A 24,290-nucleotide genomic window follows, 5' to 3' on the forward strand; every position below is an offset into this window, starting at 1 on the left:
GTTACTTCTTCAGCTTGGCGAGCAGCTCCTTCGCGGGCGCGAAGTTCTTGTCGGCGTCGATCGCGCGATCGAGCTGCTGGATCGCCTTCTTGTCGTCGCCCTGCGCGTGGAGGATCCGGCCGATGTAGTAGAAGGCCGCGGCCTTCGAGATCGGCGAATTCTCGTCGAGCTTCTGCAGGAGCAACGCGCGGAAGGTCTTCTGCGCGCGCTCGAAGTGCGCGTCGCGTGCAGCCTTCTCCTCCGTGGCCTCGCCGAGCTCCATCGAGAGCACGCCGAGGTCGCGCAGGATCGCGATCGAACCCGGATCGATCTTGAACGCGATGTCGAGGTCCGCGAGCGCCTTGTCCTTGTCGCCTTCGGCGAGGTACGCCTTGGCGAGCCGGTGGTGGATCGTCGCGAGCTCCTTCGAGCGACGGCCGCCGTACGACTCCACGATCTTCTGCAGCACCTCCGCGGCCTGCTTGCCGCGGCCCGAGGCGCTGTAGGCGTCGCAGAGCGCGAGGAGCAGCTCCCGATCGCCGGGCGCGAGCTCCGAGGCCTTCACGAGCAGGTCCGCCGCGGCGCCCGGATCGTTGCGCTTGCCGAGGTGGATGTCCGCGGCCTTCCGGAAGAGCTGCACCTTCTGGCCCGACTCGGTCGCGGCCTCGGCGTCGCCCTTCACGAGATCGGCGAGCTCGGCCCACGCCTGCTGCTTCTCGTAGAGCGCGTGCAGCTTCTTGCGGATGTCCGCGGCGCGCTCGTCGGCCTTGAGGCCGGCTTCGAGGACACGACGGACCGCCGCCTCGTCCTTGAGCGCCGTGTACAGATCCGCGAGGCGGAGCGACGTCTTGACGGCCTCTTCGCCGCTGGCGGAAGAGAGCACCGTCTCGAGCGCCTTGGCCGCCTCGGCCTTGTCGCCCTTCTTCTCGTAGAGCCGCGCGAGCGAGAGCAACGCGCCCTTGTGGCTGCCGTCGCGCTCGAGCACCGCCTTGTACGTATCGATCGCCTTCGGGACGTTGTTCAGGCGGTTCTCGAAGACCTCACCGAGGCGCACGCTGTAGACGAGCTCCGCGGAGAGATCGCCACGCTCCTTCGCGAGGTCGATCTGCGTGTTGAGCAGCTCGGCCAGCTCGTCGTCGCGGCCCGTCTTTTCGAGGAGCTGCGAGAGGAGGAGCGTGGCCTGCTCGTGCGTGCGCTCCTCGTCGAGGATCGCGCGCAGGTGCTCCATCGCCTCGCTCGTCGCGTCGAGCTTCTCGATGCAGATCCGCGCGCTCTCGAGGCGCAACGTGGCGCGCGCGGAAGGCGTCTCCGCGAGGTCCACGAGGCGCGAGAGGACGTTCAGGAGCTCCTTGTTCTTGCCCGCCTTCGCATAGAGCTCGCGCAGCGCGTCGGAGGCCTTCGCGTCGTTCGGCTCGTCCTCGAAGATCTGGCTGTAGAGGTCGAGGGCCTTCTTGTCGTCCGAGAGTTTCTCCCGAGCGACCGAGGCCGCGCGGTGCTTGAGATCCCGGATCTTGTCGCCCTCGGCCGCGAGCTCGGCCTGACGCACGAGGAGATCGAAGACCTCCTTCGAGTCGCCGGCCTTGTCGCGCACCTTCGTGAGCTCCGCGAGCGCCCACGCGTCGCTGTCGTCGGCCTTGATCATGTCGCGGAGGATCGCCTCGGTGAGCGCGTCGTCCGCGAGCACGCCCTCGGCCAGGCCCTTCGCCTCGCGGCGCAGGTCGGAGGCGAGGTGGCCGAGGCCGTCGAGCCCGGCGAGGCGGCGCAACGTGCCCACGAGGTCACGCTCGCGACCCGCCGCGCGCTGCAGGCCCTCGATGTTGCGCAGGATCGTCTCGCTCGTCGGGTCGTGCTTGAGCGCCTGTTCGAGCGCGCGTTCGGCAGCGGCGCTATCGGCGAGCTTGTCCTTGCGCCACTCGGCGATGCGCATCCACAGGTCGCGCGCCGCGTCCGTCGAGAGGTCGCTCTTCTCGGACACGGCCTTCTCCAGCGCGTCCGCGGCGCTCGCCCACCCGCCCGTGATCGGGGCGAGGCGTTCGAGCTCGGCGAGCACGTCGACGTCGGCCGGGTCGTCCTTGAGCGCGGCCTCGAGCGCGCCCTGGGCCGCCTTCGCATCGCCGGAGCGATCTTCGAGGACCTTGGCGAGATCGAGACGGAGCCGCACGCGCTCGGTGGGCGTCGCGACGAACCCGATGCGCTTCTCGTAGAGCTTCGCGAGCGCCGCGTGATCGCCCTGCGACTTGTAGACGTTCTCGAGGGCCTCGGCGGCTTCCTCGAAGAGCGACCGCTCGTCGGTGAGCTTCTCCAGCGCCTCGCGCGAAGGCTTGTGATCGGGCGCGCGCTCGAGGGCTTGCTTGAGCGTCGCGAGGCCCTGCGACTTCTCGCCGAACGCCTCGATCTGGATCGTGGCGAGCCGGTGGTGGAAGTTCGCCTGCTCGCGCTCGTCGGAGATCGCGGCGACGCGGCGTTCGAGGACGTCGGCGAGCGCCTTGTTGTCCCCGAGGCGCGAGTAGAGACGATCGAGGGCTTCGAGCAGCGCGGGCTCGTCGCCGGCTTGCTCGACCGCCTTCGCGTACGCCTCGACGCTGCGCCGATCGTCCTTGAGCTTCTCCTCGGCGATACGACCGACGCGCAGCCACAGGTCCTTCGCGATGACGGCGTCGAACGTCGCCGCCGCGCGCTGCGAGAGGGCGTCGCAGTACCGGCCGAAGCCCTCGGAGCGCTCGGCGAGCCGCTCGATCTCGGCGTGGAGCTCGGGATCGTCCGGCGTGTCTTCGAGCGCGCGGAGCAGCGCGCTCTCGGCGGCCAGGGGCTTGCCGAGCTTCTCGTCCTCGACGATCGCGATCGCGCGGAGCGTGCGGGCGCGGTCGCTGCCCTCGGTCTGCGCCTTGAGGCGCATCTCGAGGACGCCGACGAGCTCCTCCCAGCGCGAGGCCGCGCGGAGGACGGGCTCGAGGGCGTCGGCCGCGTCGAGGCGAAGCTCCTCGCGACCCTCGCCGATCGCGCGGATCGCCTTGATCGCGTGATCGTTCGTGGCGTCGTCGTTGAGCACCAGGCGGTAGTGTTCGAGCGCGTCCTGCGGGCTCGCGAGCTCGGCGGCGTAGAGGTCGCCGATCGCGGTCCGCAGCTTGACGCGCGCTTCACGCGTGTCCGCCGTGCTCGCCTGGAGCTTCAGGTTGTCGAGCAGCTCGTCCCACATCTTCTCGGCGCGGTAGAGCCGTTCGAGCGAGGCGAGGACCGCCGCGTCCGAGGGCCGCGCGTCGAGCGCCGAGTTGAGCGAGTTGATCGCCTCCCGGCGGTTGTCGAGCGACTTCTCGTAACGCTCGGCCGCGCGCACGTTGAGGTCGTACCGGAGGTCGGCCTCGCCCGAGCCCGCGAGCTCCACGCGGCGCGCGTAGAGCTCGACGAGGCGCTGGGCCGCATCACGCGGCTCGTACAGCGGGATGAGCGCGTCGACCGTGACCGTGCTCTCCGGATCGAGCTCGAGGGCGCGCTCGTACGCCTTGATGGCGCCCTCCTCGTCGTCGAGCATCTGCAACTTCGTCTCGGCGATGCGGCGCCAGATGGCGGCGTTCTCGTCGTCGGAAGCGAGCTCGCTCTTCTTTTCGAGGACTGCGATCAAGGTCTGCCAGTCGGAGAGCAGCATCGACAGCATGTCGATCGCCTCGAGCGGATCACGCTCGCTCGGATCGAGCTCGCTGAGCCTCCGGTAGGCGCCGAGGGCGCGCCGCGGATCGTCGACCTTCTCGTCGTAGACCTTGGCCACCGCGAGCAGGAGCTCGCGCTTCACCACGTCGTCGCTCGTCTTCTCGATGCCCTGCTCGTAGCTCTCGCAGAGCCGCTCCCAGGCGCCGAGCATGGTCGCGAGGCGCTCGAGCTCTGCCCGCGTCTCTCCGTCCTCGGGGTCGAGGGCGAAGGCCGCGCGCATCGAGCGGAAGGCGAGGCTCTTGTCGTTGCCGCGCGTCTCCCAGAGCTGCGCGGTCTCGCGCAGCACGGCGACCTTCTCGTGCACCTCGCCCGCCAGGTGGTAGCGCTCCTCGTTCAGCTTCACGAGCAAGCGCCAGTCGTCGCTGCGCTCGTAAAGCGGGCGGAGGATCTCCACCACGCGCGCCTTGTGCTCGTCGTCGCGCGTGAGGGCTTCGAGCTCCTTGATCGCCTCCTGGTGCCAAGGCACGTCGGAGACGATCGCTTCGAGCTGATCGATCGCGGCCGACGTGTCCTTGATCTTGTCGCGGAGCAATCGCGCGAGCGCGAGGCGGTACGGAGCGCCGGCCTCGCCGTTCGCCGCGGCCTCGGCGCGCCGCAGGTAGAGATCGGCGAGGTCCTGATCACGCCCGAGCTCCGCGTAGAGCTCGGTCAGCGCGTCGAGCGCGCGCGCGTCGGCGTCGTCGACGTCGAGGGCCGCACGGTACGTCTCGATCGACTTCTCGGGCTGCTTGAGCTCGATCCGTTCGAGGCGCGCGATCGTGTGCAGCGCGTCGAGCCGATCCTTGTCGTAGCGGTAGTCGAGCGACGAGCGGTAGAGCTCGACGCGCTCCTCGTGGCGGCGCTCCTTCACGAGCAGGCCGTCGATCGCCGAGAACAGCTCGCGCGACTCCGGCTCGAACTCGTGCGCGCGCCGGTACCACTTGAGCGCGCTCGCGACGTCGTTCAGGTCCGCGTAGATCTCGCCCGTCCGGCGGCAGAGCTTGGCGCTCTGCGCGTCGTCGACCGTGATCTCGGTGAGCTCGGCCGAGTAGATCTCGGCGAGCCTCCGCTCCGCGCTCGCCACCTTCGCGAGGCGCTCGAGCTCGTGCCACACGCCCTCGTCGCCGAGGTCCTCGTGCAGGAGCTTCGCCACCGTCTCGAGGGCGGCCTTGTAGTCCTCGAGCTGCTCCTCGTGCAGCGTCGCCAGGCGCGTGAGCAGCTCGCGCCGCTCCGACGGGTCCTCGCTCGCGGCGAGCCGCGCGTCGAGGGCCATCTTCACGCGCGCCCAGTCGGCGCGGCGGAGGTAGACCGGCTCCAGCATCTCGCCCGCGCGTGCCCGGTGCGCCGGGGTCTCCGACGCTTCGAGCAGCGCTTCGAGCTCGCCCACCGCGCCCACGTGCGCCGCGTCGATCACGAGCGCCTCGGCGAGCTCGTCGAACGCGCGGGACACGTCCTCGAGCCGCTCGTGCGCGACCTTCGCGATCTTCACGCGGAGCTCCGCCGGCGCCCCCACCCCTCCGTCGAGCTGACGCTCGTAGAGCTTGATGAGGTCCTCCCAGCGCTTCGACTCCTTGTAGAGCGTCTCGAGCGCGTCGATCGCCTTCGGGTTGAGCTCGACGTCGAGCAGCGCTTCGTACGTCTCGATCGCGCCCGTCGGATCCTTCAGCGCGTCGCGCTGCAGCTCCGCCTGGCGGAAGAGGAGGCGCTTCTTCTCGACGTCGTCCTCGGCGTTCTCCACGCGCTGGCGGAGGATTTCGAGGAGGTTCGGCGCGTCGTTCGCCTCGCCGTAGAGCTCTTCGAGAGCGATCATCGCGCGGCGATCGTCGCTGCGCGCTTCGAGCGCGTTCTTGTACCACTCGACCGCGAGCGCCTTGTCGTCGAGCTTCGTCCGGGCGAGCTCGCCGACGCGCAGCCGCACGTCCTGCTGCACGTCGCCGTCGAGGATCGAGTCCACGACCGAGCGGTAGAGCTCCGACAGCTCCGCCCACCGGCCCGTCGCCTTCGCGAGGCGCTCGACGGTCTCGATCCACTGCGCGACCTCGGGCTCACCCGCGGCCTCGCGCACGCCGCGCACCGCATAGCCGAAGGCCCGGCCCGTGTCGCCGAGCGGACCCTCCGCCGTGCGCAGCGCGCTCTGCAGGTTCGAGAGACGCTCGCCCGTGTTGTCCGCCGTCTCCACCTCGATCTCGAGGACGCGGAGCAGCTTCTCGCTGTCGCCGTCGGCCTCGTAGAGCGGATGCAGCGTCTCGGCCGCGTCGCGCCGCGCCTCGGGATCCTCGAGCAGGGCTTCGAGCGCGCTCCTGCAGCGCGCGTTCGCCGGATCGAGGACGAGCGCCTGGCGGTACGCGTCGAGCGCGCCTGGCAGATCACTCTGGTGCAGGCGCCGCACGTCGCCGAGCCGCGCGAACAGATCGAGCCGCTCTTCGAGCTCCGTCGCGAGCGACAGGTGCACGTCGAGCGTGTCGGCGAGATCCGACCACCGCTCGGCCTTCTCGTAGAGCGCTTCGAGCGCCGAGAGCGTGGCCGGCTCGGGGCCGAACTCGTCGGAGACGTTGCGCCAGCCGCTGATCGCGCCGGCCACGTCGCCGAGCTTGCTCGCGAGCGTCTCGGCCGCGCGCACCATCGTCCGCTTGCGCTCGGTCGCGTCGTTCGAGAGCGTCTGCCGCGCCTCCAGGATGGAGACGAGCTCGCGCCACTCGCCCGTGCGTTCGTAGAGGCGCTCGAGCGCGGAGAGCGCTTCGAGGTCCTCCGGATCGTCGGACAGACGCGCGCGCCAGGCCCCGATCGCCTTGTCGGGCGCTTCGAGGACCGACTCGTACACCTCGCCGATGCGGCGGTAGAGGGTGCGACGCTTCTCGAGATCCTCTTCGAGGCGCACCTCGATGCCGAGCACCTCGGCGAGCGCCTCGTGCTTGCCCTTGCTCGTGTAGATGCCGGCGAGCGCCTGCGCCGCCGGGATCACGAGGTTCGGATCGGTCTCGTCGATCGAGAGCACGCGCTGGTAGACCTTCTCGGCTCGATCCTGGTCGCCCAGCATGTCCGAGTAGATCTCGGCGACGACCATGAGGATCTCGCCTTGCGTCGGCGGCGTGCTGCACGCGTCGGCGGCCGCCGTGAGGACGGTCGCCATCTTCTCGTGCTCGGCGAGCCTGCGACCGATGTCGACGAAGCGCTCGCGCACGATCGCGTCGTCGGGCTCGAGCGGCACGAGCTCGCTCAACGTGGCGAACGCGCCCGCGTCGTCGCGCAGACGCTCGTCGCGCAGCGTGCTCACGCGGCGCAGAAGCTCGCGACGCTCGTGCTCCTCCTGCGCGCCTTCGCGCCGGATTTCGAGCACCCGCACGAGCTGACGCACCTCGTCGCGCGCCTCGTACACGACCTCCAGCACGCGCGCGGCGCGCAGACGCAGGCTGCCCACTTCGAGCAAGCGCTCGACGAGCTGACGCGCCTCCGAATCACCCTGCCGGTGCTCCAGCACGCGCTCGAGGTGTTCGAGCGACAGCGCCGGCTCGTGCAGACGGTCGAGGTAGATCCGCCCGAGGCTCAGCTTGATGTCGGCCGACTCCTCGTCGGTCGCGGTCTCTAGCCGACGCTCGAGCAACGCCGCGAGGTCCTTCCACCGACCCTCGCGCTCGTAGAGCCGCTGCAGCGCGTCGAGCGCCGGCTCGTAGAACGCGTCGAGCGTGAGGATGCGCTCGTAGTAGCGGATCGCCTTCGCCGCATCGCCCATGATCTCCTCGGCGATCACGGCGACGTCGTTGAGCAGCGAGATCCGCGTCGATTGATCCGGCGTGCCCTGCGCGGCCTTGTCGTAGAGCGCTTCGAGCTCGCCCCACCGCTCCGCGTTGGTCAGGATCTGCTTCAGGCGCGAGAACGCGCGCTCGTTCGTCGGGTCCACCGCGAGCACGCGATCGAGGTAGGGCATCGCGCCCTCCGGATCGCCGAGCTGCTCGTCGTGCAACATCGCCGCGCGCTCGCAGAGCTCGATCTCCACGTCGTCGGGCAGCTTCTTCCCGCCCTCGACGTTGCGCGCCGCGACGAGGTGCGTCCGGTACGCTTCCGCGAGGTCCGTCGGGCGACCGGCGCGCGCAGCAAGCTCGGAGGCGCGGTCCCAGACCGTGAGCTCGCTCGAGAACTCGTTCAGCGCGCCGAGCACCACGTCGAGCGCCGTGCCCACCGCGCGGAGCTTCTGCTCGTTGACGTCCGCGAGCCGGAGGAAGAGCGCGAGCCGCGTGGCCGTGTCGGTCTCCGACTCGAGCAGCACCTTGATCGCGTGCGCCTCGCGGCGCGCGTCGCCCGTCTCGGCGTACTCGATCGACAGCACCTGCGCCGCCTGCGCGCGCGTCTCGGGTTTGTCGAGCAGGCGCGCGAGGATCCCCACCGCATCCGTATCGTGCGGGAGGATCTCCAGCGCGCGCACCGCCGCGTCGAACGCGTCCACGGGCCGCTCGAGTTTCTCGAGGTAGAGCGTCGCGAGCTCGACCTCGCACCGACCGCGCTGATCGCCCTCGGACACGTCGCGGTGACGCGCCACGACCTCGGCGCCCGCGGCTGCCTCGCCTGCCGCGATGAGCAGGCGCGAGAGAGCACGGAGCGCTTCCCCACGCGCCGGCGTCACCTCGACGACCTTGTGCAGGAGCTGGATCGCCTGCGCGTTGTCGCCGAAGACCTCCTCTTCGAGCGTCGCCCACTCTTCGAGGATCTCGGCGCGGGCCTCGCCCTCGACCTGATCGGCGCGGAGCTGGAAGAGCCAGCGCAGGTCGTCCTTCTTCTCGTTCGCGCGGAGGAGCGCGTCGAGCTCGCGGATCGTCTCCTCGTCGGTCGGATCCGCCTCGACGAGCTCGCGGTACGTCGCCGCGGCCTCGTCCACCTTGCCGAGCTCGCGCGCGTACACCTCCGCGAGCCTGAGCTTCAGCGCGCGCCGCGTCGCGCCGTCGAGATCCGCGTCGCGCTTGAGCCGCGCCTCGACGGCCTCGACGAACGGACCCCACGAGCTCGCCGCGCGCGACCACGCTTCGAGCAGCGAGAGCCCGTCCTCGCTCGCGTCGAGCTCGTAGGCGCGCCGCGCGTAGCCGAGCGCCTTCTGCTTGTCCGCGAGCGGCCCGCCCGTCACCGCGGCGAGCTTGCGCAGCATCGAGACCTGCTCCTCCACGTCTTGCGTGGCGCCGAGCAGGATCTCGTAGAGCGCGGGCAGACGCGCCCACTTCTCTTCCTTCTCGTAGATCGGCACGAGCGCGGCCGCCGCGCGCGCGTCGGAGGGCGACACGCTGAGGACGCGCTCGTACGAACGCACGGCCCGCTCCGGCGCGCCGAGCTGCTCCTCGTAGATCCGCGCCGCGCGGAACGAGATGTCGAGCTTGACGTTCGGCTCCGTCGCCTTGTCCGCCGCGCCCGAGAGGAACTCGACGAGACCCTCCCAGTCGTTCTGCGACGCGTAGAGCTCTTCGAGCCCGTCCCAGTCGCCCGACGCCACGTACGACTCGCGCAGCACGCGGAGCGCGCGCGCGTGCCCCGGCGAGAGCACGAGCACGCGACGCCACGTACGCGCCGCCGCCACCGGATCCTTGAGTCGCTCCGCGTACACCGCGCCGAGCTTCTGCAGCGCGTTGAGCCTTCCGGCGTCGTCCGTCGCCGCGTCCACGCGACGCTCGAGCACCTCGGCCACCGTCGCGAAATCCTTGTCGCGCTCGGCTTGCTTCTCCAGCGCGTCGAGCACGCCCGGGGCCGACGCGTCGAGCTCCAGGATCTGCTTGTAGTGCGCGATCGCGTCCGCGCCGCGATCGAGGCGCTCGGCCGCGAGCTTCGCCATCTCGCCGAGCAGCTCGATGCGCGCCGCGTCCTCCGTCCTCGGGAGCTGCGCCTCGTAGAGCGCGTAGAGCTGCGCCCACGAGCGCCGCTTCAGGTAGAGCTCCTTCAGCCGCGACTCGGCCTCTTCATCGCCCGGCGCCACCGCGAGCAGCGACTCGTAGGCCGCCACCGCGTTCTGGACGTTCGAGAATTGATCGACCCAGCGACGCGCCACCGCGCGGTAGAGGTTTGCCTTCTCCGCGTCGCTCGTCGTGAGCTCGGCGAGCTTCTGCTGGTAAGCGAGCAGGTCACGCCAGCGACCCAGCGTCTCGTAGACGCGCGTCAGCTCGCGCACTGCGTCGATATCCCGTTCGTCGAGCTGCACGATCTGCGTGAGCGCCGTGACGAGCGCCGCGTCGTTCTTCGCGCGGTCGCGGTACACCGAGGCGATGTCGCGCAGCACCTGGATGCGACCCTGCACGTCCGTTTGCGGCGTGCGCTCGAGCTCCTGCCGGTAGAGCTCGACGAGGGCGTTGTAGCCCTCCGTCTGCATGTAGAGACGCTTCAGGGCGTCGCGCGCGTCGCGGTTGTCCGGGTCGGTGCGCAGGATGTTCTTGTACTGATCGATCGCCTTGTGCGCGTTCTCGGTCGACTCGGCGAGCTTGGCGAGCTCCGAGGCGATCGCGCGTTTGTCGGCCCCGTCGGGCAGCGCGCGCTGGGCGTCGGTGAGGATCGCGTAGAGCCGCGCCTTGTCGCCCTTGGCGAGCAGGTGTTCCCGGAAAAACGCGAGCATGCCGGCGTGCGTCGGATCGGCGCGACGCACGCGGTCGAAGTACGCCTCCGCCGCCTGCGGCTGCCCGCGCATCCGCCAGTGCACCATGCCGATCTGGACGAGCACGCCGAGCTCCTCGCCCGGCTTCACGCCGCCGCCCTTGAGCTGATCCTCGTAGAGCGCGACGAGCTCGTCCCATTGCTCGTTCGAGGTGAAATGGTCGGCGAGGAACGCGAGCGCGTCGGGCTGACCGGGCTGCATGTCGAGCACCTGCGCGTAGGCATCGCGGGCGCGGGTCTTGTCGCCGAGCTTCTCTGCCGCGACGCGTCCGAGCCGGAGCCCCGCCGCGATGCGGTCCTCCTTCGTCGCGCCCTCGCGCAGCGTGAACGAGAGCGCCCGCGTCACGCCGTCCCAGTCGGAGACCTTTGCGCTCGCGCGCTCGAGCAGCCGCGTCGCGCGGCTGTTCTTCGGGTCGAGCGCGAGTGCGAGACCGATGAGCTCGTCGATCCGATCACGCGCCTCGCCGTGCCCGTACCGGAGCGCCATGTCCGCCGCGCTCGCGAGCAGCGAACTCTTGAACGCGGGGCCGTCGGCGTTCTCGGACTCGGCCACGTAGCGGTCGACGATCTCGCTCCACCGCTCGCGCTTCGTCGCGTCGCTCTCGAGCGCCTCGGCGGCGGCCTCGTCCTCCGGCCTGAGTTCGAGCAGGCGCTGGTAGGCGGCTCGCGCCTTGTCGGCGTCGACGAGCTCCTCGTTGTAGATGCGCGCGAGCTCCGCCTGCATCGGCGGCTCGACGGGCGTCCCCGAGGCAAACGAGATCTCCAGCTCGAGGAGCTTGGCGACCGCGCCCCATTCTTTTCGCTCCTCTTGCTTGGCCCGCGCGAGCCCCAGGAGACGCTCCACGTCGTTCGTCGACGTGTCGGGGGCCGTCACTGCCTCCGCGAGATCGTTCCAGGCCGCCTCGTTCTCGGGATCGGACTGCAGGACCCCAAGGGCCACGCGAATTTTCTCAACGCTCATCGTTACCCCGGTCGGCGAAGCTCAACGACACGATCATCCGGTCACCCATACGCTGCATTCGTGCAGCGCTGGGCTCCTTGGACCAGACAGCTCGTCCTTCTCCCGCCATGCGTCGTCGAGAGAAGGATCCTCGGATTTATTTGACGCGAGCCGACTCTACGCTGCATTCGACCGGCGTTTCAAGGCGCCGTTTCCATCCCGGCCCGGCCGTCCGCTCGCGATGCGGCAAACCCGCGGGAAAGCCCCCGTCCTGCCCCCGCGTGCCCTCGGCCGTTCCACGCGGCCGCACCTTGGGCTATCAAGCGGGCCCATGAACGCTTCCTCCGTGAAACGGATTGGTGTCATCGGCGCTGGCCAGATGGGCCGCGGCATCGCGCAGGTCGCCGCCGCGGCCGGGATCGAGGTCGTCCTCTGCGACGCGTCCCTGGAGATCGCGGACAAGGGCAAGTCGCTGATCGGCAGTATCCTCGGAAAGCTCGTAGAAAAAGGGAAGATGTCGGCGGACGATCATCGCGCATTGCTCGATCGCATCGTCCCCGCCGGCAGCATGGACGCCTTCTCTTCCGTCGAGCTTGCCGTCGAGGCCGCGACGGAGAACGTCGACCTCAAGATCGGCCTCTTCCGCAAGGCCGACGCGGCGCTCGCGCCGGGCGCGATCCTCGCCTCGAACACCTCGTCGATCTCGATCACGCGCCTCGCCGCCGCGACCTCGCGGCCCGAGCGTGTCATCGGCATGCACTTCATGAACCCCGTTCCGCTCATGAAGCTCGTGGAGATCGTGCGTGGCGTGCAGACCTCGCCCGAGACCTACGCGCTCGTCCACGAGCTCTCGGTTCGTCTCGGCAAGACCGTGATCACCTCCGAGGATCGACCGGGCTTTCTGGTCAACCGCATGTTGATCCCCTTCCTCAACGAGGCTTGCTTCACCTTGCAGGAAGGCGTGGGCAGCCCCGAGGACATCGACACGGGCGCGAAGCTCGGCTTGAACCACCCGATGGGCCCGCTCGAGCTTGCGGACCTCATCGGCCTCGACACGGTCCTCGCGATCGCGGAGGTGCTCCACAAGGACCTCGGCGAGGACAAGTACCGCCCCGCCGCGCTCCTGCGGAACCTCGTCGCGGCCGGCTGGCTCGGCAAGAAGAGCGGCCGCGGTTTCTACGTGTACGACGAGAAGGGCCAGAAGACGAAGAACAGCCTGGGCCGCTAACGCCCGAGGAACGTCGGCTTCGTCTTCGCGAGGAACGCCTTCATCCCCTCGCGCAGATCCTCCGACCCGAAGAGCCCCGCGAACGCCTGCGCCTCGTGCTCGCACGCCGACGCGAGGTCGATCCCCTCACCGTGCAGCATCACGCGCTTGGCCGCCGCGACCGCGAGCGGCCCGCGCGACGCGATCTTCTGCGCCGTTTCCCGCGCCTTCGGCAAGAGCTCCGCCGCCGGATGCACCGCGTTCACGAGCCCCATCACGAGCGCCTGCTCCGCGCTCACCATGTCGCCCGTGAACACGAGCTCACGCGCACGCGCCGCGCCCACCCGCCGAAGCAGCCGCTGCGTCCCGCCGAACCCCGGCATCACGCCGAGCGTCACCTCCGGCAGCCCGAGCTTCGCGTTGTCGGACGCGTAGATGAAGTCGCAGGCCAGCGCGAGCTCGCAGCCCCCGCCGAGCGCGAATCCGTTCACCGCGGCGATCACCGGGAACGGCAGCGACTCGATCCGATGACACAGCCGCTGCCCCGCGTCGGCGAACCGCTTTGCGCCGACCGGCGTCATCTCCGCCATCTCCCCGATGTCCGCGCCTGCCACGAACGCCTTGTTGCCCGCGCCCGTCAGGATCGCCGCGCGCACCGCGTCTTCCCCTTCGCCTGCGGTCGCGAGCGCCTCGAACGCGCGCGCGAGCTCCGCCACGAGGTGCGCGTTCAGCGCGTTCAGCTTGCTGGGCCGGTTGATCGTGAGCGTCGCGATCGGGCCGGTACGCTCCACGAGGACGAGGTCGGTATCCGTCATGGCGCCGCGTTACCAGGGCGCGGCCCCGATGGGAAGCCGGGACGAGGCGTCGACGCGGTGTGCCGTGAGGGCAAAAAAAAGTCGCGCAGCGCACCGGTTGGGGGGGGCGGACCGGCACGCGCGCGACGAGGGGGAGTGTGACACCCGCGCGCTCCTTGTCGAGCGCAAGTGCGCGACTCGTGCACGGAAACGACGATCGACCGGGCCGGTCGGACACGTTCGCATGGCCACGTCATCGAGGCGGTGTCCCCGCCATGCGCAGTTCGTTGTGCCCGGGACTACTTGACGCAGAGAGGGGGTCGAACGGGCGGAACCGCGAGGAGCAAACCGATCGGGACGTGATGCGTGGTCCCTCGGCGCGCCGGCCTCCAAACGTGCTTTGGGGCTCGACCGGAACGCAACCGATCTTGTCCCCGCGTGCGAGTCGGGGTGAAACTGCCGGGTATGGTCCTTACCAAGGCCGGTCTGAACCGGCTGCTCGCGGAAGTCCTGCCTCAAGACGCAGACGTCGAAGCGTTCGTCGCACAGAACTTCGGCACCATCGCCCGGCGCATCGCGCGCGGCGCCGATCGGGCCGCCAAGATCGCGCTCCTCGTGGACAACGCCGATCTCAAGGTTCTGTTCGACAAGATCTCCGGCGCGCGCCCGGTCGCCGTCGCTCGGAACGAGCACCTGCTCGCCGAGGACAAACGGGTCGCGGGAGCGCCGGTGCCCGACGCAGGACCCTGCGTGGGTCGGGACGCGCTCCTCGCCGAGCTCGCAGCGCACATCCATCGTGACGCGCCCGGGCCCGTGCTCCTCGTCGGCGACGCAGGCCTCGGCAAGACGACGCTCGCGCTCGCGCTCCTCCACGCGCCTGCCTCCGCCGCGCGCTTCGGCGGCCGCAGGTACGTCGCGCACCTCGACACGACGGCCGACACCGAAGCGGCCGTCGTCGAGGTCAGCCGCGCGCTCGGCGCCACGCCCGAGGCGCCGCTCCTCAACCGTATCGCGGACACGCTCCGCCGCGCGCCGGCCCTGATCGTCCTCGACGATCTCGACGTGCCCCTCGCGAAGGATCCCGCCAACGTGCGCGACCTCCTCCAGAGGCTCACGGCCATCCCCGGCGTCGCGGTCATCGCCACGGCGCGGAGTTCGTCTGCGCGGCCCGAGGGCTTCCACGTCGCCGCCGTCAAACCCCTCGACGAGGCGTCTGCGCGGGAAGCGTTCCTCGCGATCGCCGGCGACGCGCGCCGCTCCGACCCGGGCCTCTCCTTCGCGCTCCCCTTGGCGAGCGGCAATCCCCTCGCGCTCGCCTTGCTCGCGCGCGCGGCGGGCGACGGTCCGCTCGACCTCGCGGTCCGCGCCTGGCACCAGAAGCAGAACGAGCTCCTCATGCGCGAGGACGGCCCCGAGTCGGCGAGCGCCATCGAGATCGCCGTCGCGCTCGCGCTTGCGAGCGGCCGCCTCTCGGACGAAGCGCGCCGCCTCGTCCCGCTCCTCGCGGCTCTGCCGAACGGCGTCCGCTCCGACGACCTCGCGGCCTTCGCCTCCTCGGGCACGGCCGACGCGGGTGTCGCGCTCGCGGCCCTCGGCCTCGCGCAGGATGCATCGGGGCGTTACCGGGTGCGTCGCGCCGTGCGTGAGGCCATCGCCTCGCAGCGCCCTGGCTTCGAGGAGTCTGCGAAGGCGACGCAGCGCTACACCGGCCTCGCGCTCTCGAACGGCCCGAACGTCGGATGGCCTGCCGGCGACGAGAGCGCGGTGCGCCTCGCGGCGGACAGCGACAACATCGAGACGATGATCCTGCGTGGCTTCGACGGCCCGCATCGCATCGCGTGCATCGACGCCTCCGTCGCGCTCGCGACCTTCATCGGCTCCTCGGGTCATGGAACGCCGCGCGTCGTCGAGCGCGCGCGCGACGCGGCGCGCGAGGGCGGCGACAAGCTCGGCGAGGCCGACTGCACGCAGGCGCTCGGCGACATCGCGCTCGCGCGTGGCGACGTCGACGAGGCGCGCGCGCGTTACCTCGACGCGCTCCCGCTCTTCCACCAGGCGCGCGCGGGCCTCAGCATCGCGGCTTGCCTCATGCGCCTCGGCGACATCGCGAGCGAGCGCCACGAGTACGACGAGGCCAAGCTCCGTTACACCGACGCGGCGCCGTACTACCGGCACATCGGCGACAAACTCGGCGAGGCCAACTGCCTGCGCAACCTCGCCGAGATCGCGGCTTTGCGCGACGACTACGAGGAGGCGCGCACTCGCTTCAAGGAGGCGCTGCCGATCTACACCGAGCTCGGCGACAAGGAGGCGAGCGCCCACTGCATGAAGGGCATCGCCGACATCGCCTTCCAGGGCACGCAGTACGACGAGGCGCGCGCGCTCTACCAGGAGGTCGGCCCGCTCCTCGAGGAGCTCGGCGATCGCCTCTCGATGGCGCAGTGCCTGCAGAACCTCGGCGACATCGCGTTCGCGCTCGGCGAGCACTCCGTCGCCGAGGGGCATTACCAGAAGGCGCTGCCCATCCTGAAGGAGCTCGGCGACAAACTGGGCGAGGGCACGTGCCTCTCGACGCTCGGCGACGTCGCGCTCGCGTGCACCGAGATCGAGGACGCGCAGGCCTACTACCTCGCGGCGCTCCCGCTTCTCCGTGACGTCGGCGAGAGGATGGGCGAGGCGAACTGCATCCAGAGCCTCGGCGACATCGCGCTCACGCAGTTCGAGCACGACGCGGCCCGGTCGCATTACGAGAACGCCCTCGGCCTCTTCACGGCGCTGAAGGACGATTACTCGATCGGCTGGACGCATTACCGCCTGGCCCAGGTCGCCGCGGATCCGGACATCTTCAAGAACCACCTCTACGCCGCGCGCGACGCCTGGCTGCGCATCAGCCGCCAGGACCTCATCGACGACGTCAACACCGAGTTCCCTGGGATTCTCTAGGATTCTCCAAAAAACGGATGTCGTGTCCTCCGCGCCCGGTATAGTGCCGGGCGCACGGAGGACCGATCATCCATGAACGTCGTCGTTACCGGGGCCACGGGGCACGTGGGCGCGAACCTCACGCGCGCGCTCGTCGAGCGCGGCGATCGCGTGCGTGTACTTTATCGACATGCGCCGCCGCGCTCGCTCGACGGCATCGATTGCGAGCGAATCACCGGCGACGTCCGCGACTCCGACACCGTCGACCGCGCCGTCCAGGGCGCCGAGCTCGTCTATCACTGCGCCGCCAAGATATCGCTCGAATCGGTCGACCCCGAGGTCGAGACCATCAACGTCGACGGCGTCCGCAACATCACGAACGCCTGCCTGCGCCACGGCGTCCGCAGGCTCGTGCATTTCAGCTCGATTCACGCGTTCGCCACCGAACCTGCGTCCGAAGTCCTCGACGAGAAGCGCCCGCTCATCACGGACCAACGCCAGCCTCCGTACGACCGCTCCAAGGCCGCGGGACATCGCGTCGTCCTCTCGGCCGTCGAAAAGGGCCTCGACGCTGTCGTCTTGCATCCTGCGGCCGTCCTCGGCCCGCACGATTACATGCCCTCGCGTATGGGCCGCGTCCTCCTTTCGCTTGCCCGCGGCCGCATGCCTGGGCTCGTCGAGGGCGGGTTCTCCTGGGTCGACGTTCGTGACATCGTGGCAGCGGCCCTTGCGGCCGACACCCGCGGTCGCCGTGGGGAAAACTACCTCCTCTCGGGCCATTGGCTCAGCTTTGCCGAACTCGCGGCCGTCGCGGGCGAGGTCACGGGCCGCCGCCCGCCGCGCCTCACCACGCCCATGTGGCTCGCGCGCGCCGTCGCGCCGGCTGCGGGGGGCATTGCGAAGCTCCTCCGCGTCGATCCGCTCTTCAACAGCGTCTCCTTGCACGCGCTCCGCATTCATCGCTACACGAGCCACAAAAAGGCCGAGACCGAGCTCGGATTCACGCCGCGTTCCACGAAAGAGACCTTGGAGGCCACCTATGCGTGGTTCCGCGAGGTCGGCATGCTGCCCCGCTGATTCATGGACGAGCCCACGTTCTATCGATTCCTCCTCTGGGGATTCCTCGTCGTCGCGGCCCTGACCTTCCCGGCACTCTTTTTCATCACCGCCCCGTACGGCCGCCACGAAACGAAATCCTGGGGCCCCACGATCGACAATCGCCTCGGCTGGCTCCTCATGGAGTCGCCGTCGGTCCTCGTCTTTTTCGGGTGCTGGTATCTCGGCGGCTGCCCGACCGACCCGGCCTCGCTCGTCTTCCTCGTCCTCTGGCAGCTCCATTACGTCCACCGCGCCTTCATCTTCCCGTTCCGCATCAAGAGCGGCCCCAAGCGAATGCCGATCGCCATTGCCGCGGCGGCGTTCACGTTCACCTCGATCAACGGCTACCTCAATGGCCGCTGGCTCTTCGGTTTCGCCGGCGCGGATCGGTATGGAGCCGCCTGGCTCTCCGATCTCCGCTTCTTCCTCGGCGCGGCCATCTTCCTCGCGGGATTCGCCATCAACCAGCAGGCCGACTGGATCCTCCTCCACCTGCGCAAGCCTGGCGAAACCGGCTACAAGATCCCGCGCGGCGGTTTTTACCGCTGGGTGAGCTGCCCCAATTATTTCGGCGAGATCATCGAATGGATCGGCTTTGCGATCTGCACCTGGTCGCTGCCGGGCCTCGCGTTCGCGCTCTGGACGATCGCGAACCTCTTGCCGCGCGCCCGCTCCCACCACCGCTGGTATCGCGAAAAATTCCCGGATTACCCGCCGGAGCGGAAGGCGCTCGTGCCGGGACTATTTTGAACCGTACAGCTTCTTCGCATTCCCGCCGACGAGCGCCGCGAGCTGCTCTTCCCGCAATCCCAGCGCCGCGAGCCGCTTGATCTCCCGATCCCACGCGTACGGCACGTTCGGAAAATCCGACCCGTAAAGCACCCGCTCCGGCCGGCAATGCAAGAGCCGCACGGGCGGATCTCCCGTGAAGTATTCGGCCATCGTCATCGTCGTATCGAGCCAGAGGTTATCGTACCGTTCGAGCAGCCGCTCATACGCGTCGAATTCATCGGCCCCGAGGTGCGGCACGCAGAGCGATAAGCCTGGATATTCGGCGAGCACCCGCTCCACCCGGTCGGCCGAGCAGATCTCGTACGTATCACACTTGTAGGCCGGGCTCTTCGGCTCCCTGCCCGCGTGCACCACGAGCGGACGGTTTGCCCGGACGCACGCCTCGTACACGTCGTGCAGCGCCTCCTCGTCCGGCGAGAAGCATTGCACGTGGCAATGTAGCTTCACCCCCGCGAGCCCCATCGCGAATGCCTCCGCCAATATCTCCTTCGCCCCCGGCTCCCCGGGCAGCACCGTCGCGAGCCCGACGACCCGCGGCTCCTCCCGGCAAAGCCCCGCCACGAATTGGTTCAACGCCCGCGCCATCCCCGGCTTGTGCGCATAATGCAATGCCACGATCCGCGACACCCCGCGCGACAGCAGAAATTGCACCACCTCCCGCGCTTTGAGCTTGTACCGGATCGGCCACCCATACTGATCGAACCAGCGCCACAGCGCCTCGAACACCGGCTCCGGGAACAGGTGCACGTGCGCGTCGATCACCTCGGGCAACGACGACGACAGGCGCTCGCCTTCCTCGTCGTTCGCGGCGGGCAGCGGCGCCCGATCGGCCGAAAGCCATCCGCCAAAAGCCTCCCGGGGCGGCGGCGCGTGATCGGCGAGGCAGGGCAGGGGACAGTCGTGCATGGCGACGCAGCATGCCTCAAACGGGCGCCGCGCGACAGACCTCGCCTTGCCCGCCGAGGGCGCGTCATGCAGCGTGGACAACCTCGACCTCCGGCGAGCCATCGCGCGAATCGGTCGAATCGGCTCCCCTTCGTCTTGACCCCGTCCTCGCGCGGCCACACGATCCGGGCACCGCTCCGGTGCGCCCCTTGGACTTCCTCCAATCCCTCTTCGTCTGGGCGAACCTCCCCTACGCGATCGTATTCACGGTCGCGATCCTCTTCGCGCTCCTGCAAATGACGGGCGTCCTCGGCCTGCTCGTCGGCGGCTCCGATCACGACGCGGACGCCGATCACGACGCCGACGTCGACGCGGACGCCGATCATGACGTCGACGCGGACGCCGATCACGACCACGATCACGACGCCGACGGCGACGACGACGCGAGCCTCGGCGGCAAGATCCTCGTCGACCTCGGCGCCGGCCGCGTCCCGTTTTCGGTCCTCTGGCAGACCTTCGCCGTCACGTTCGGCATCACCGGCCTCGCGCTCAACACCCTCTATTTCGGCCGCGCTGGCGCCCTCGCGACCTCGACCCTCGCGCTCAGCCTGCCCGCTTCGCTCCTCGTCGCCTACCTCGTCACGCGCACCGCCTCGCGCCTCCTCGGCAAGGTCGTCGCGCCCGCCGGCGAGGAGGCCACGAGCCGCAGGAACCTCGTGGGCTGCTCGGGTGTCGTGATCAGTAGCCGCGTGACCAGCGAATTCGGCGAAATTCGTGCCAAGGACCGGGCGGGGCATTTCGTGCACGTCATCTGCCGTATTCGTGAGGGTGAACCCGTCATCGGCGCCGGTCGCGAGGTGGTCATCGTCGATTACGACAGCAGGGACGGTCGCATCTTCGTCGCGCCGCTCGACGACGACGACGCGCCGCCCGCGCCCGCGCTCCGCATCGCGGGTGATACGCGGGCCGAGACCGAAGCAGAGGCCGAAGCGGAGGCCTCGGAAAAGAATAACGAATCCAACGTTCGCCGCGCGCCCTGAGCGGGCGAGCGCGTTCTCCCTTGCCACGGCCCCCTGCGAGGCGGTCTCATCGACCGTCGCCCTCGCGGCGGAGCTTTTTCGATACGGAGCATCCGAGCCATGCCTCAGCTCTTCCAGAAACCCGAGTTTCAGTTATTCGCCTTGGGAACGGTCGGCTTCCTGGTCCTCCTGGTCGCCTTCTTCGTCACCCTGGCGAAGTTTTATCGACGCTGCGGCGCGGACGAGGCCCTCGTCCGCACCGGCGCCGGCGGCAACAAGGTCGTGATCGGCGGCGGTATCACCGTCTATCCGATCCTCCACCAGCTCCTGCGCGTCTCGCTGCACTCGATCAAGCTCTCCGTCGAGCGCTCCGGCAAGAACGCCCTCGTCACGAAGGACAAGATCAAGGCCAACGTCACGACCGAGCTCTACATCAAGGTCGAGCCCATCGCCGAGGACGTCCTCGCCGCCGCGCGATCGTTCGGCGAGCGAAACTTCGACGAGCAGGCCATCGGCGATCTCATCGAGGGCAAACTCACCGACGCCCTCCGGTCCGTCTCGGCAAACCAGACCTTCATGGAGCTGCACGGGCAGCGAAAGCAGTTCGCAGAGCACATCCAGAGCACGCTCTCCGACGAGCTCAAGAAGAACGGCCTCACGCTGGAGAACGTCTCGATCACCGCGCTCGCGATGGTCCCCGTGAAAGAGCTCGACCCGCAGGACGTCTTCGACGCCGAGGGCTTGCGCGCCATCACGGACAGCGTCCAGTCGAACGCCGAGCAGACCACCAAGATCCAGCGCGAAAAAGAGCTCGCCATCCAGCTCACGAACGCCGAGGCGAAAAAACGCGCCCTCACGATCGAGCAGGATCAGAAGCAGGCCGAGGCCGACCAGGCCCGCCGCGTCGCCGAGTACGCCGCCACGCAGAAGGCCGAGACCGCGAAGGCCGTCTACGTCCAGGAGCAGGCCCAGGAGCTCGCCGCGCTCGAAAAACGCAAAGCGACCGAGACCGCGCGTATCCAGCAGGAGCAAGCGATCGCCGTCGCCGAGGCCGCGCGCCAGCGGGGCCAGCGCGAGGCGCAGATCGCCGCCGAAAAGGCACAGCAGGCTGCCGAGATCGCCAAGCAGCGCGAGATCGAGGCCTCGATGATCGAGAAAGAGAAGGTCGTCCAGGCCGCCGAGGTCGATCGGCAAAAGGCCCTCGAGACGGCCTCGATCGACAAGCAGAAGGCCGTCGAGAGCGCCGAGATCGTCAAGCAGCAGGCCGTCGAGACCGCGCGCATCGCGAAGCAAATCGCGGTCACGCAGAGCGAGGAGCAGGCCGCGCGCGCCGCCGCCCTGAAGGCCCAGGCCGAGGCCGAGCAGCAGCAAGCGATGCAGGGGATCATCACGGTCGAGGAGACCGCGAAGGCGAACCGCGAAAAGGCGATCGCCGTGATCAAGAGCGAGGAGGACGCGCAACGCTCGCGTATCGCCGCCGAGCGCGAGGCCTTCAAGCTCAAGCTCGAAGCCGAGACGCAGGCCGCCGCGCTCAAGGCGCACGCCGAGGGTGAAGCCGCGGCCAAACGCGCCGCCGCCGAAGGCGAAATCGCCCGCGCCCAGGGCCTCGCGCAGGCGCGTGAGCTCGACGCGCAGGCGAACGCGAACGTCATGCGCAAGGGCGCCGAGGCCGACGCCGACCGCGTCCGCATCTCGGCCGAAGCCAAGGCCCAGGCCGCCTCGCAGGAAGCGCAGGCCTTGATCGCCCTCGCCGAGGCCACGCGCAAAAAGGGCGAGGCCGAGGCCGACGCCAAGCGCAAGCTCGTCGAGGCCGAGAACGCCGTCGCCACGAAGTTCCTCCTCCGCGACGTCGCCCTGAAGGCGCTCGACGTCCTGCCCGCCGTCACGCGCGAGCTCATGACCCCGGCCCGCGCCATCAGCGAGATCAAGGTTCTGCAGCTCCAGGGCACGGGCGGCGCGGCCGCGACGAACGGCGAGGGCGCCCCGAGCGCGCCCTTCGGCAACGTCGCCTCGCCCGTCCTCAAAACCATCCTCGAAGCCGGCGCCGCGTATCCGCTCCTCCGCGAAATGCTCGCATTTTCGCAGGTCGACGAGCGCGGCCTCGCGGACAAGGCCCGCGCCTTCCTCGGCACGCTCCCGGCCGAGCTCCGCGCCGTGATCGACAAGGACCCGGAGCTCGCGAAGAAGCTCGACGACCTCGGCGTCGGCCGCGCCGCGCCCTCCGGCGCCGGCATCCAGGTCCACGAGGTCGACCCCCCGACGATCCCGCCCGCGGCCCCGCTTCCTGCGGAGTGATTCGATGACCACGCCTCGCCAAGACCCTGACGCTGCCGCGCTCTCTGCACTTGCGCAGATCGCGCGTGGCCTCGTCGCGACCCCGGGTGCGCAGGGCGGCGCGCTCGGGTATGGCACCTTGAAGCAAGGTTTTCGCGAGCTCGTCCAGCGGGATCCGCTGGACACGCTCCTCGTCTCCGTGCTTGGCGGCGCCTACCTTTTTTGGCTCGCCGAGAAGGACAAGAATCCGCGGTGCCGCACGTTCTGGGACGCCGTGGTGTTCGTCTCGACCTGCCTTTCCGTAGGGTACGACAACAAGTTCGCGGAGACCGAATCGGGCAAGGCTTTGGCTGCGTTCCTCATGACGTTTGGCCCGAGCGTCGCGGCGAACGCGTTCGCCCCGCCCGCCACGGAGCAGCAAAAATTTGGCGCTCCGGCCTCCAATGGGGCCGACGCGCACGTTTTCGCCGCCACAGCGGAGTCGATCGCCCTGCAAAAGGCCATTCTCGCGCGGCTCGATGCGATCCTCGCCGAACTCCAGGGCGTCCGTCCGTCGCCCGACCGGAACGTGCGGGGCTGACAGGATTTTCGTTTCGGCTATCATGATCGGCCGCCCCTGGACCGCGGGCCGTCGCTCGGCCCGGTCCGATTCGTCGAGGAGGACGCCATGAGTCTTGCTGCAACGCACGGAACCGGCCGCCATGCCGTCGTCATTGGTGGTGGGATCGCCGGCCTCTCCACCGCGCGTGTGCTCACCGAGCATTTCGATCGTGTCACCGTGCTCGAGCGGGACAAACCGCAGGGCGGCGCCGAGCACCGGGCCGGAGTCCCCCAGGCTCGACATGTCCACGTCTTGCTCGCGGGCGGTGAGCAGGCATTGGAGGGGCTCTTCCCGGGGCTTCGTGAGGAGCTCACCGCGGCCGGGGCGCCGTGGGGCGATTATGCCGGCACATCGCTCGTCAATTTTCCGATATTCCGCCTGCCGACCTCGACGAGCGGCGTCGAGGTGAGCTTCGCGAGCCGTCCGTTCCGGGAGTACACGATGCGGTGTCGGCTCGAGCGTGACGGCCAGGTCGAATTTCGCAATGGCATCCAGGTGAAGGGCCTCGTCGGCGAGGGCCACGGGGTCTCGGGCGTGAAGTACCGCGACAGCCGTGGAGAGGACGTCTTGCGGGCCGACTTCGTGGTCGCGGCGTGCGGCCGCGAGGCCCGGGTGGACGAGTGGCTCGCGGAGCTCGGCTATCCGACGCCGCGCGAAGAAATCGTCGACGCGGCGCTCTCGTATTCGACGCGCTGGTATCGTGGTCCCCGGAGCCTCTCGCGGTACAACCTCGTGGTGGACCTCCCGACCCCGCCGGACCTGCCGCGGGGCGGAGGGTACATGTCGTGCGAGGACGACAAGTGGTTCGTCACGCTGATGGGCATCGCGGGCGAACGCACGCCGCTCGACGAGGAGGGATTCCACGCCTGGATCCGCGCCCTGCGTTTCCCGGAGGTCTGGGATTTCGTGCAGAAAGCCGAGCCGATCTCGCCGATTTATGGCTCGGCGAAGACGGAGAACCGGCACCGCCATTTCGAGGAGCTGAGCCGCTTTCCGGATCGCTTCGTGGCGGTCGGCGACGCGGTCGCCTCGTTCAACCCGATGTACGGCCAGGGCATGTCGATGGCGGTGCTCGGCGCGGTCGAGCTCGGCGCCTGCCTGACGGAGCAACGCGAGCGTATCGGCGGGCCGAGCCTCGTGGGTTTGTCGCGCCGATTCCAGCGGCGCCTCGCGCGGGTTCTGCGATCGGTGTGGGGAATGGCGCTCGCCGAAGATTTCCGCTGGTCGGCGACGAAGGGCGAGCGCCCCGGAGCGGTGAGCCGGGTGGTGGGGAAGTACATGGACGAGCTCATGAATACCGTCCCGGATGACGAGCTGGTGTTCCAGAAGTTCGTCCGGGTGCAGCACTTGCTGGATCCGGTATCGTCGCTGCTCGCGCCGGACGTGGCGGGACGGGTGATCGAGAGGGCGACGCGGCCGGTGCGGGCGGGGGTGCGTGAGGTGGTGGGGGGGCTGGTCCAGCAGGTGGGCGGGTAGG

11 protein-coding genes are annotated in these 24,290 nt (G+C 69.4%); 8 read left to right on the top strand and 3 right to left on the bottom strand.

All coding sequences use genetic code 11. The features are described from left to right. Window position 1 precedes the first annotated feature (1 nt). Window positions 2-11,221 carry a tetratricopeptide repeat protein gene (locus QHF84_RS45085; RefSeq protein ID WP_281319807.1) on the bottom strand — a complete coding sequence of 3,740 codons (11,220 nt, stop codon included), beginning with the start codon at window positions 11,219-11,221 and terminating at the stop codon, window positions 2-4. A 331-nt stretch (window positions 11,222-11,552) separates the two neighbouring features. On the opposite strand from QHF84_RS45085, the gene QHF84_RS45090 reads away from it, so the two are divergent. Beyond that, the gene (locus QHF84_RS45090) at window positions 11,553-12,449 is read left to right on the top strand and encodes a 3-hydroxyacyl-CoA dehydrogenase NAD-binding domain-containing protein (RefSeq protein ID WP_348652937.1); all 897 of its coding nucleotides are present in this window, start codon (window positions 11,553-11,555) and stop codon (window positions 12,447-12,449) included. Here QHF84_RS45090 and QHF84_RS45095 read toward each other — a convergent pair. Next, window positions 12,446-13,243 (bottom strand): enoyl-CoA hydratase-related protein, encoded by a 798-nt coding sequence (locus QHF84_RS45095; RefSeq protein WP_281319809.1) that lies wholly within the window; start codon window positions 13,241-13,243, stop codon window positions 12,446-12,448. The two genes, QHF84_RS45090 and QHF84_RS45095, sit on opposite strands and share 4 nt — an antisense overlap. 444 nt (window positions 13,244-13,687) lie before the next feature. Between QHF84_RS45095 and QHF84_RS45100 the strand changes: the two genes are divergently transcribed. The 3 genes from QHF84_RS45100 (at window position 13,688) to QHF84_RS45110 (ending at window position 17,992) form a co-directional block, all read left to right on the top strand. Then, window positions 13,688-16,165 (top strand): tetratricopeptide repeat protein, encoded by a 2,478-nt coding sequence (locus QHF84_RS45100; RefSeq protein ID WP_281319810.1) that lies wholly within the window; start codon window positions 13,688-13,690, stop codon window positions 16,163-16,165. A gap of 72 nt (window positions 16,166-16,237) precedes the next feature. Continuing rightward, a complete protein-coding gene (locus QHF84_RS45105; protein ID WP_281319811.1) occupies window positions 16,238-17,221 on the top strand; it encodes an NAD-dependent epimerase/dehydratase family protein in 984 nt (327 codons plus the stop codon). 3 nt (window positions 17,222-17,224) lie between these two features. Continuing rightward, window positions 17,225-17,992, top strand: a complete 768-nt coding sequence (locus tag QHF84_RS45110) for a DUF1295 domain-containing protein (protein ID WP_281319812.1) — start codon at window positions 17,225-17,227, stop codon at window positions 17,990-17,992. Here QHF84_RS45110 and QHF84_RS45115 read toward each other — a convergent pair. Next, window positions 17,984-18,940: an amidohydrolase family protein gene (locus tag QHF84_RS45115; protein ID WP_281319813.1), complete on the bottom strand. Its 957-nt coding sequence runs from the start codon at window positions 18,938-18,940 to the stop codon at window positions 17,984-17,986. The genes QHF84_RS45110 and QHF84_RS45115 overlap by 9 nt on opposite strands. A gap of 188 nt (window positions 18,941-19,128) precedes the next feature. Here QHF84_RS45115 and QHF84_RS45120 point away from each other — a divergent pair, with 188 nt between their 5' ends. The 4 genes from QHF84_RS45120 (at window position 19,129) to QHF84_RS45135 (ending at window position 24,289) form a co-directional block, all read left to right on the top strand. Continuing rightward, entirely contained in the window at window positions 19,129-19,959 is an 831-nt protein-coding gene (locus QHF84_RS45120; protein WP_281319814.1) for an OB-fold-containig protein, read from the top strand. Between the two features lie 99 nt (window positions 19,960-20,058). Then, window positions 20,059-22,233 carry a flotillin domain-containing protein gene (locus QHF84_RS45125; protein WP_281319815.1) on the top strand — a complete coding sequence of 725 codons (2,175 nt, stop codon included), beginning with the start codon at window positions 20,059-20,061 and terminating at the stop codon, window positions 22,231-22,233. A gap of 4 nt (window positions 22,234-22,237) precedes the next feature. Beyond that, window positions 22,238-22,792 (top strand): ion channel, encoded by a 555-nt coding sequence (locus QHF84_RS45130; protein ID WP_281319816.1) that lies wholly within the window; start codon window positions 22,238-22,240, stop codon window positions 22,790-22,792. An 87-nt stretch (window positions 22,793-22,879) separates the two neighbouring features. Continuing rightward, complete coding sequence (locus QHF84_RS45135) at window positions 22,880-24,289, top strand: FAD-dependent oxidoreductase (RefSeq protein ID WP_281319817.1); 1,410 nt, start codon at window positions 22,880-22,882, stop codon at window positions 24,287-24,289. Window position 24,290: the final 1 nt, after the last annotated feature.

The sequence above is a fragment of the Polyangium sp. y55x31 genome (assembly GCF_029946505.1).
Classification (GTDB): Bacteria; Myxococcota_A; Polyangia; order Polyangiales; family Polyangiaceae; genus Polyangium.

What these genes read in the sequence shown, in the direction of transcription:
- QHF84_RS45090 (WP_348652937.1), top strand. Translation starts at nt 11,553, where the DNA reads ATGAACGCTTCCTCCGTGAAACGGATTGGTGTCATCGGCGCTGGCCAG.
- QHF84_RS45095 (WP_281319809.1), bottom strand. Translation starts at nt 13,243, where the DNA reads ATGACGGATACCGACCTCGTCCTCGTGGAGCGTACCGGCCCGATCGCG.
- QHF84_RS45100 (WP_281319810.1), top strand. Translation starts at nt 13,688, where the DNA reads ATGGTCCTTACCAAGGCCGGTCTGAACCGGCTGCTCGCGGAAGTCCTG.
- QHF84_RS45105 (WP_281319811.1), top strand. Translation starts at nt 16,238, where the DNA reads ATGAACGTCGTCGTTACCGGGGCCACGGGGCACGTGGGCGCGAACCTC.
- QHF84_RS45110 (WP_281319812.1), top strand. Translation starts at nt 17,225, where the DNA reads ATGGACGAGCCCACGTTCTATCGATTCCTCCTCTGGGGATTCCTCGTC.
- QHF84_RS45115 (WP_281319813.1), bottom strand. Translation starts at nt 18,940, where the DNA reads ATGCACGACTGTCCCCTGCCCTGCCTCGCCGATCACGCGCCGCCGCCC.
- QHF84_RS45125 (WP_281319815.1), top strand. Translation starts at nt 20,059, where the DNA reads ATGCCTCAGCTCTTCCAGAAACCCGAGTTTCAGTTATTCGCCTTGGGA.
- QHF84_RS45130 (WP_281319816.1), top strand. Translation starts at nt 22,238, where the DNA reads ATGACCACGCCTCGCCAAGACCCTGACGCTGCCGCGCTCTCTGCACTT.
- QHF84_RS45135 (WP_281319817.1), top strand. Translation starts at nt 22,880, where the DNA reads ATGAGTCTTGCTGCAACGCACGGAACCGGCCGCCATGCCGTCGTCATT.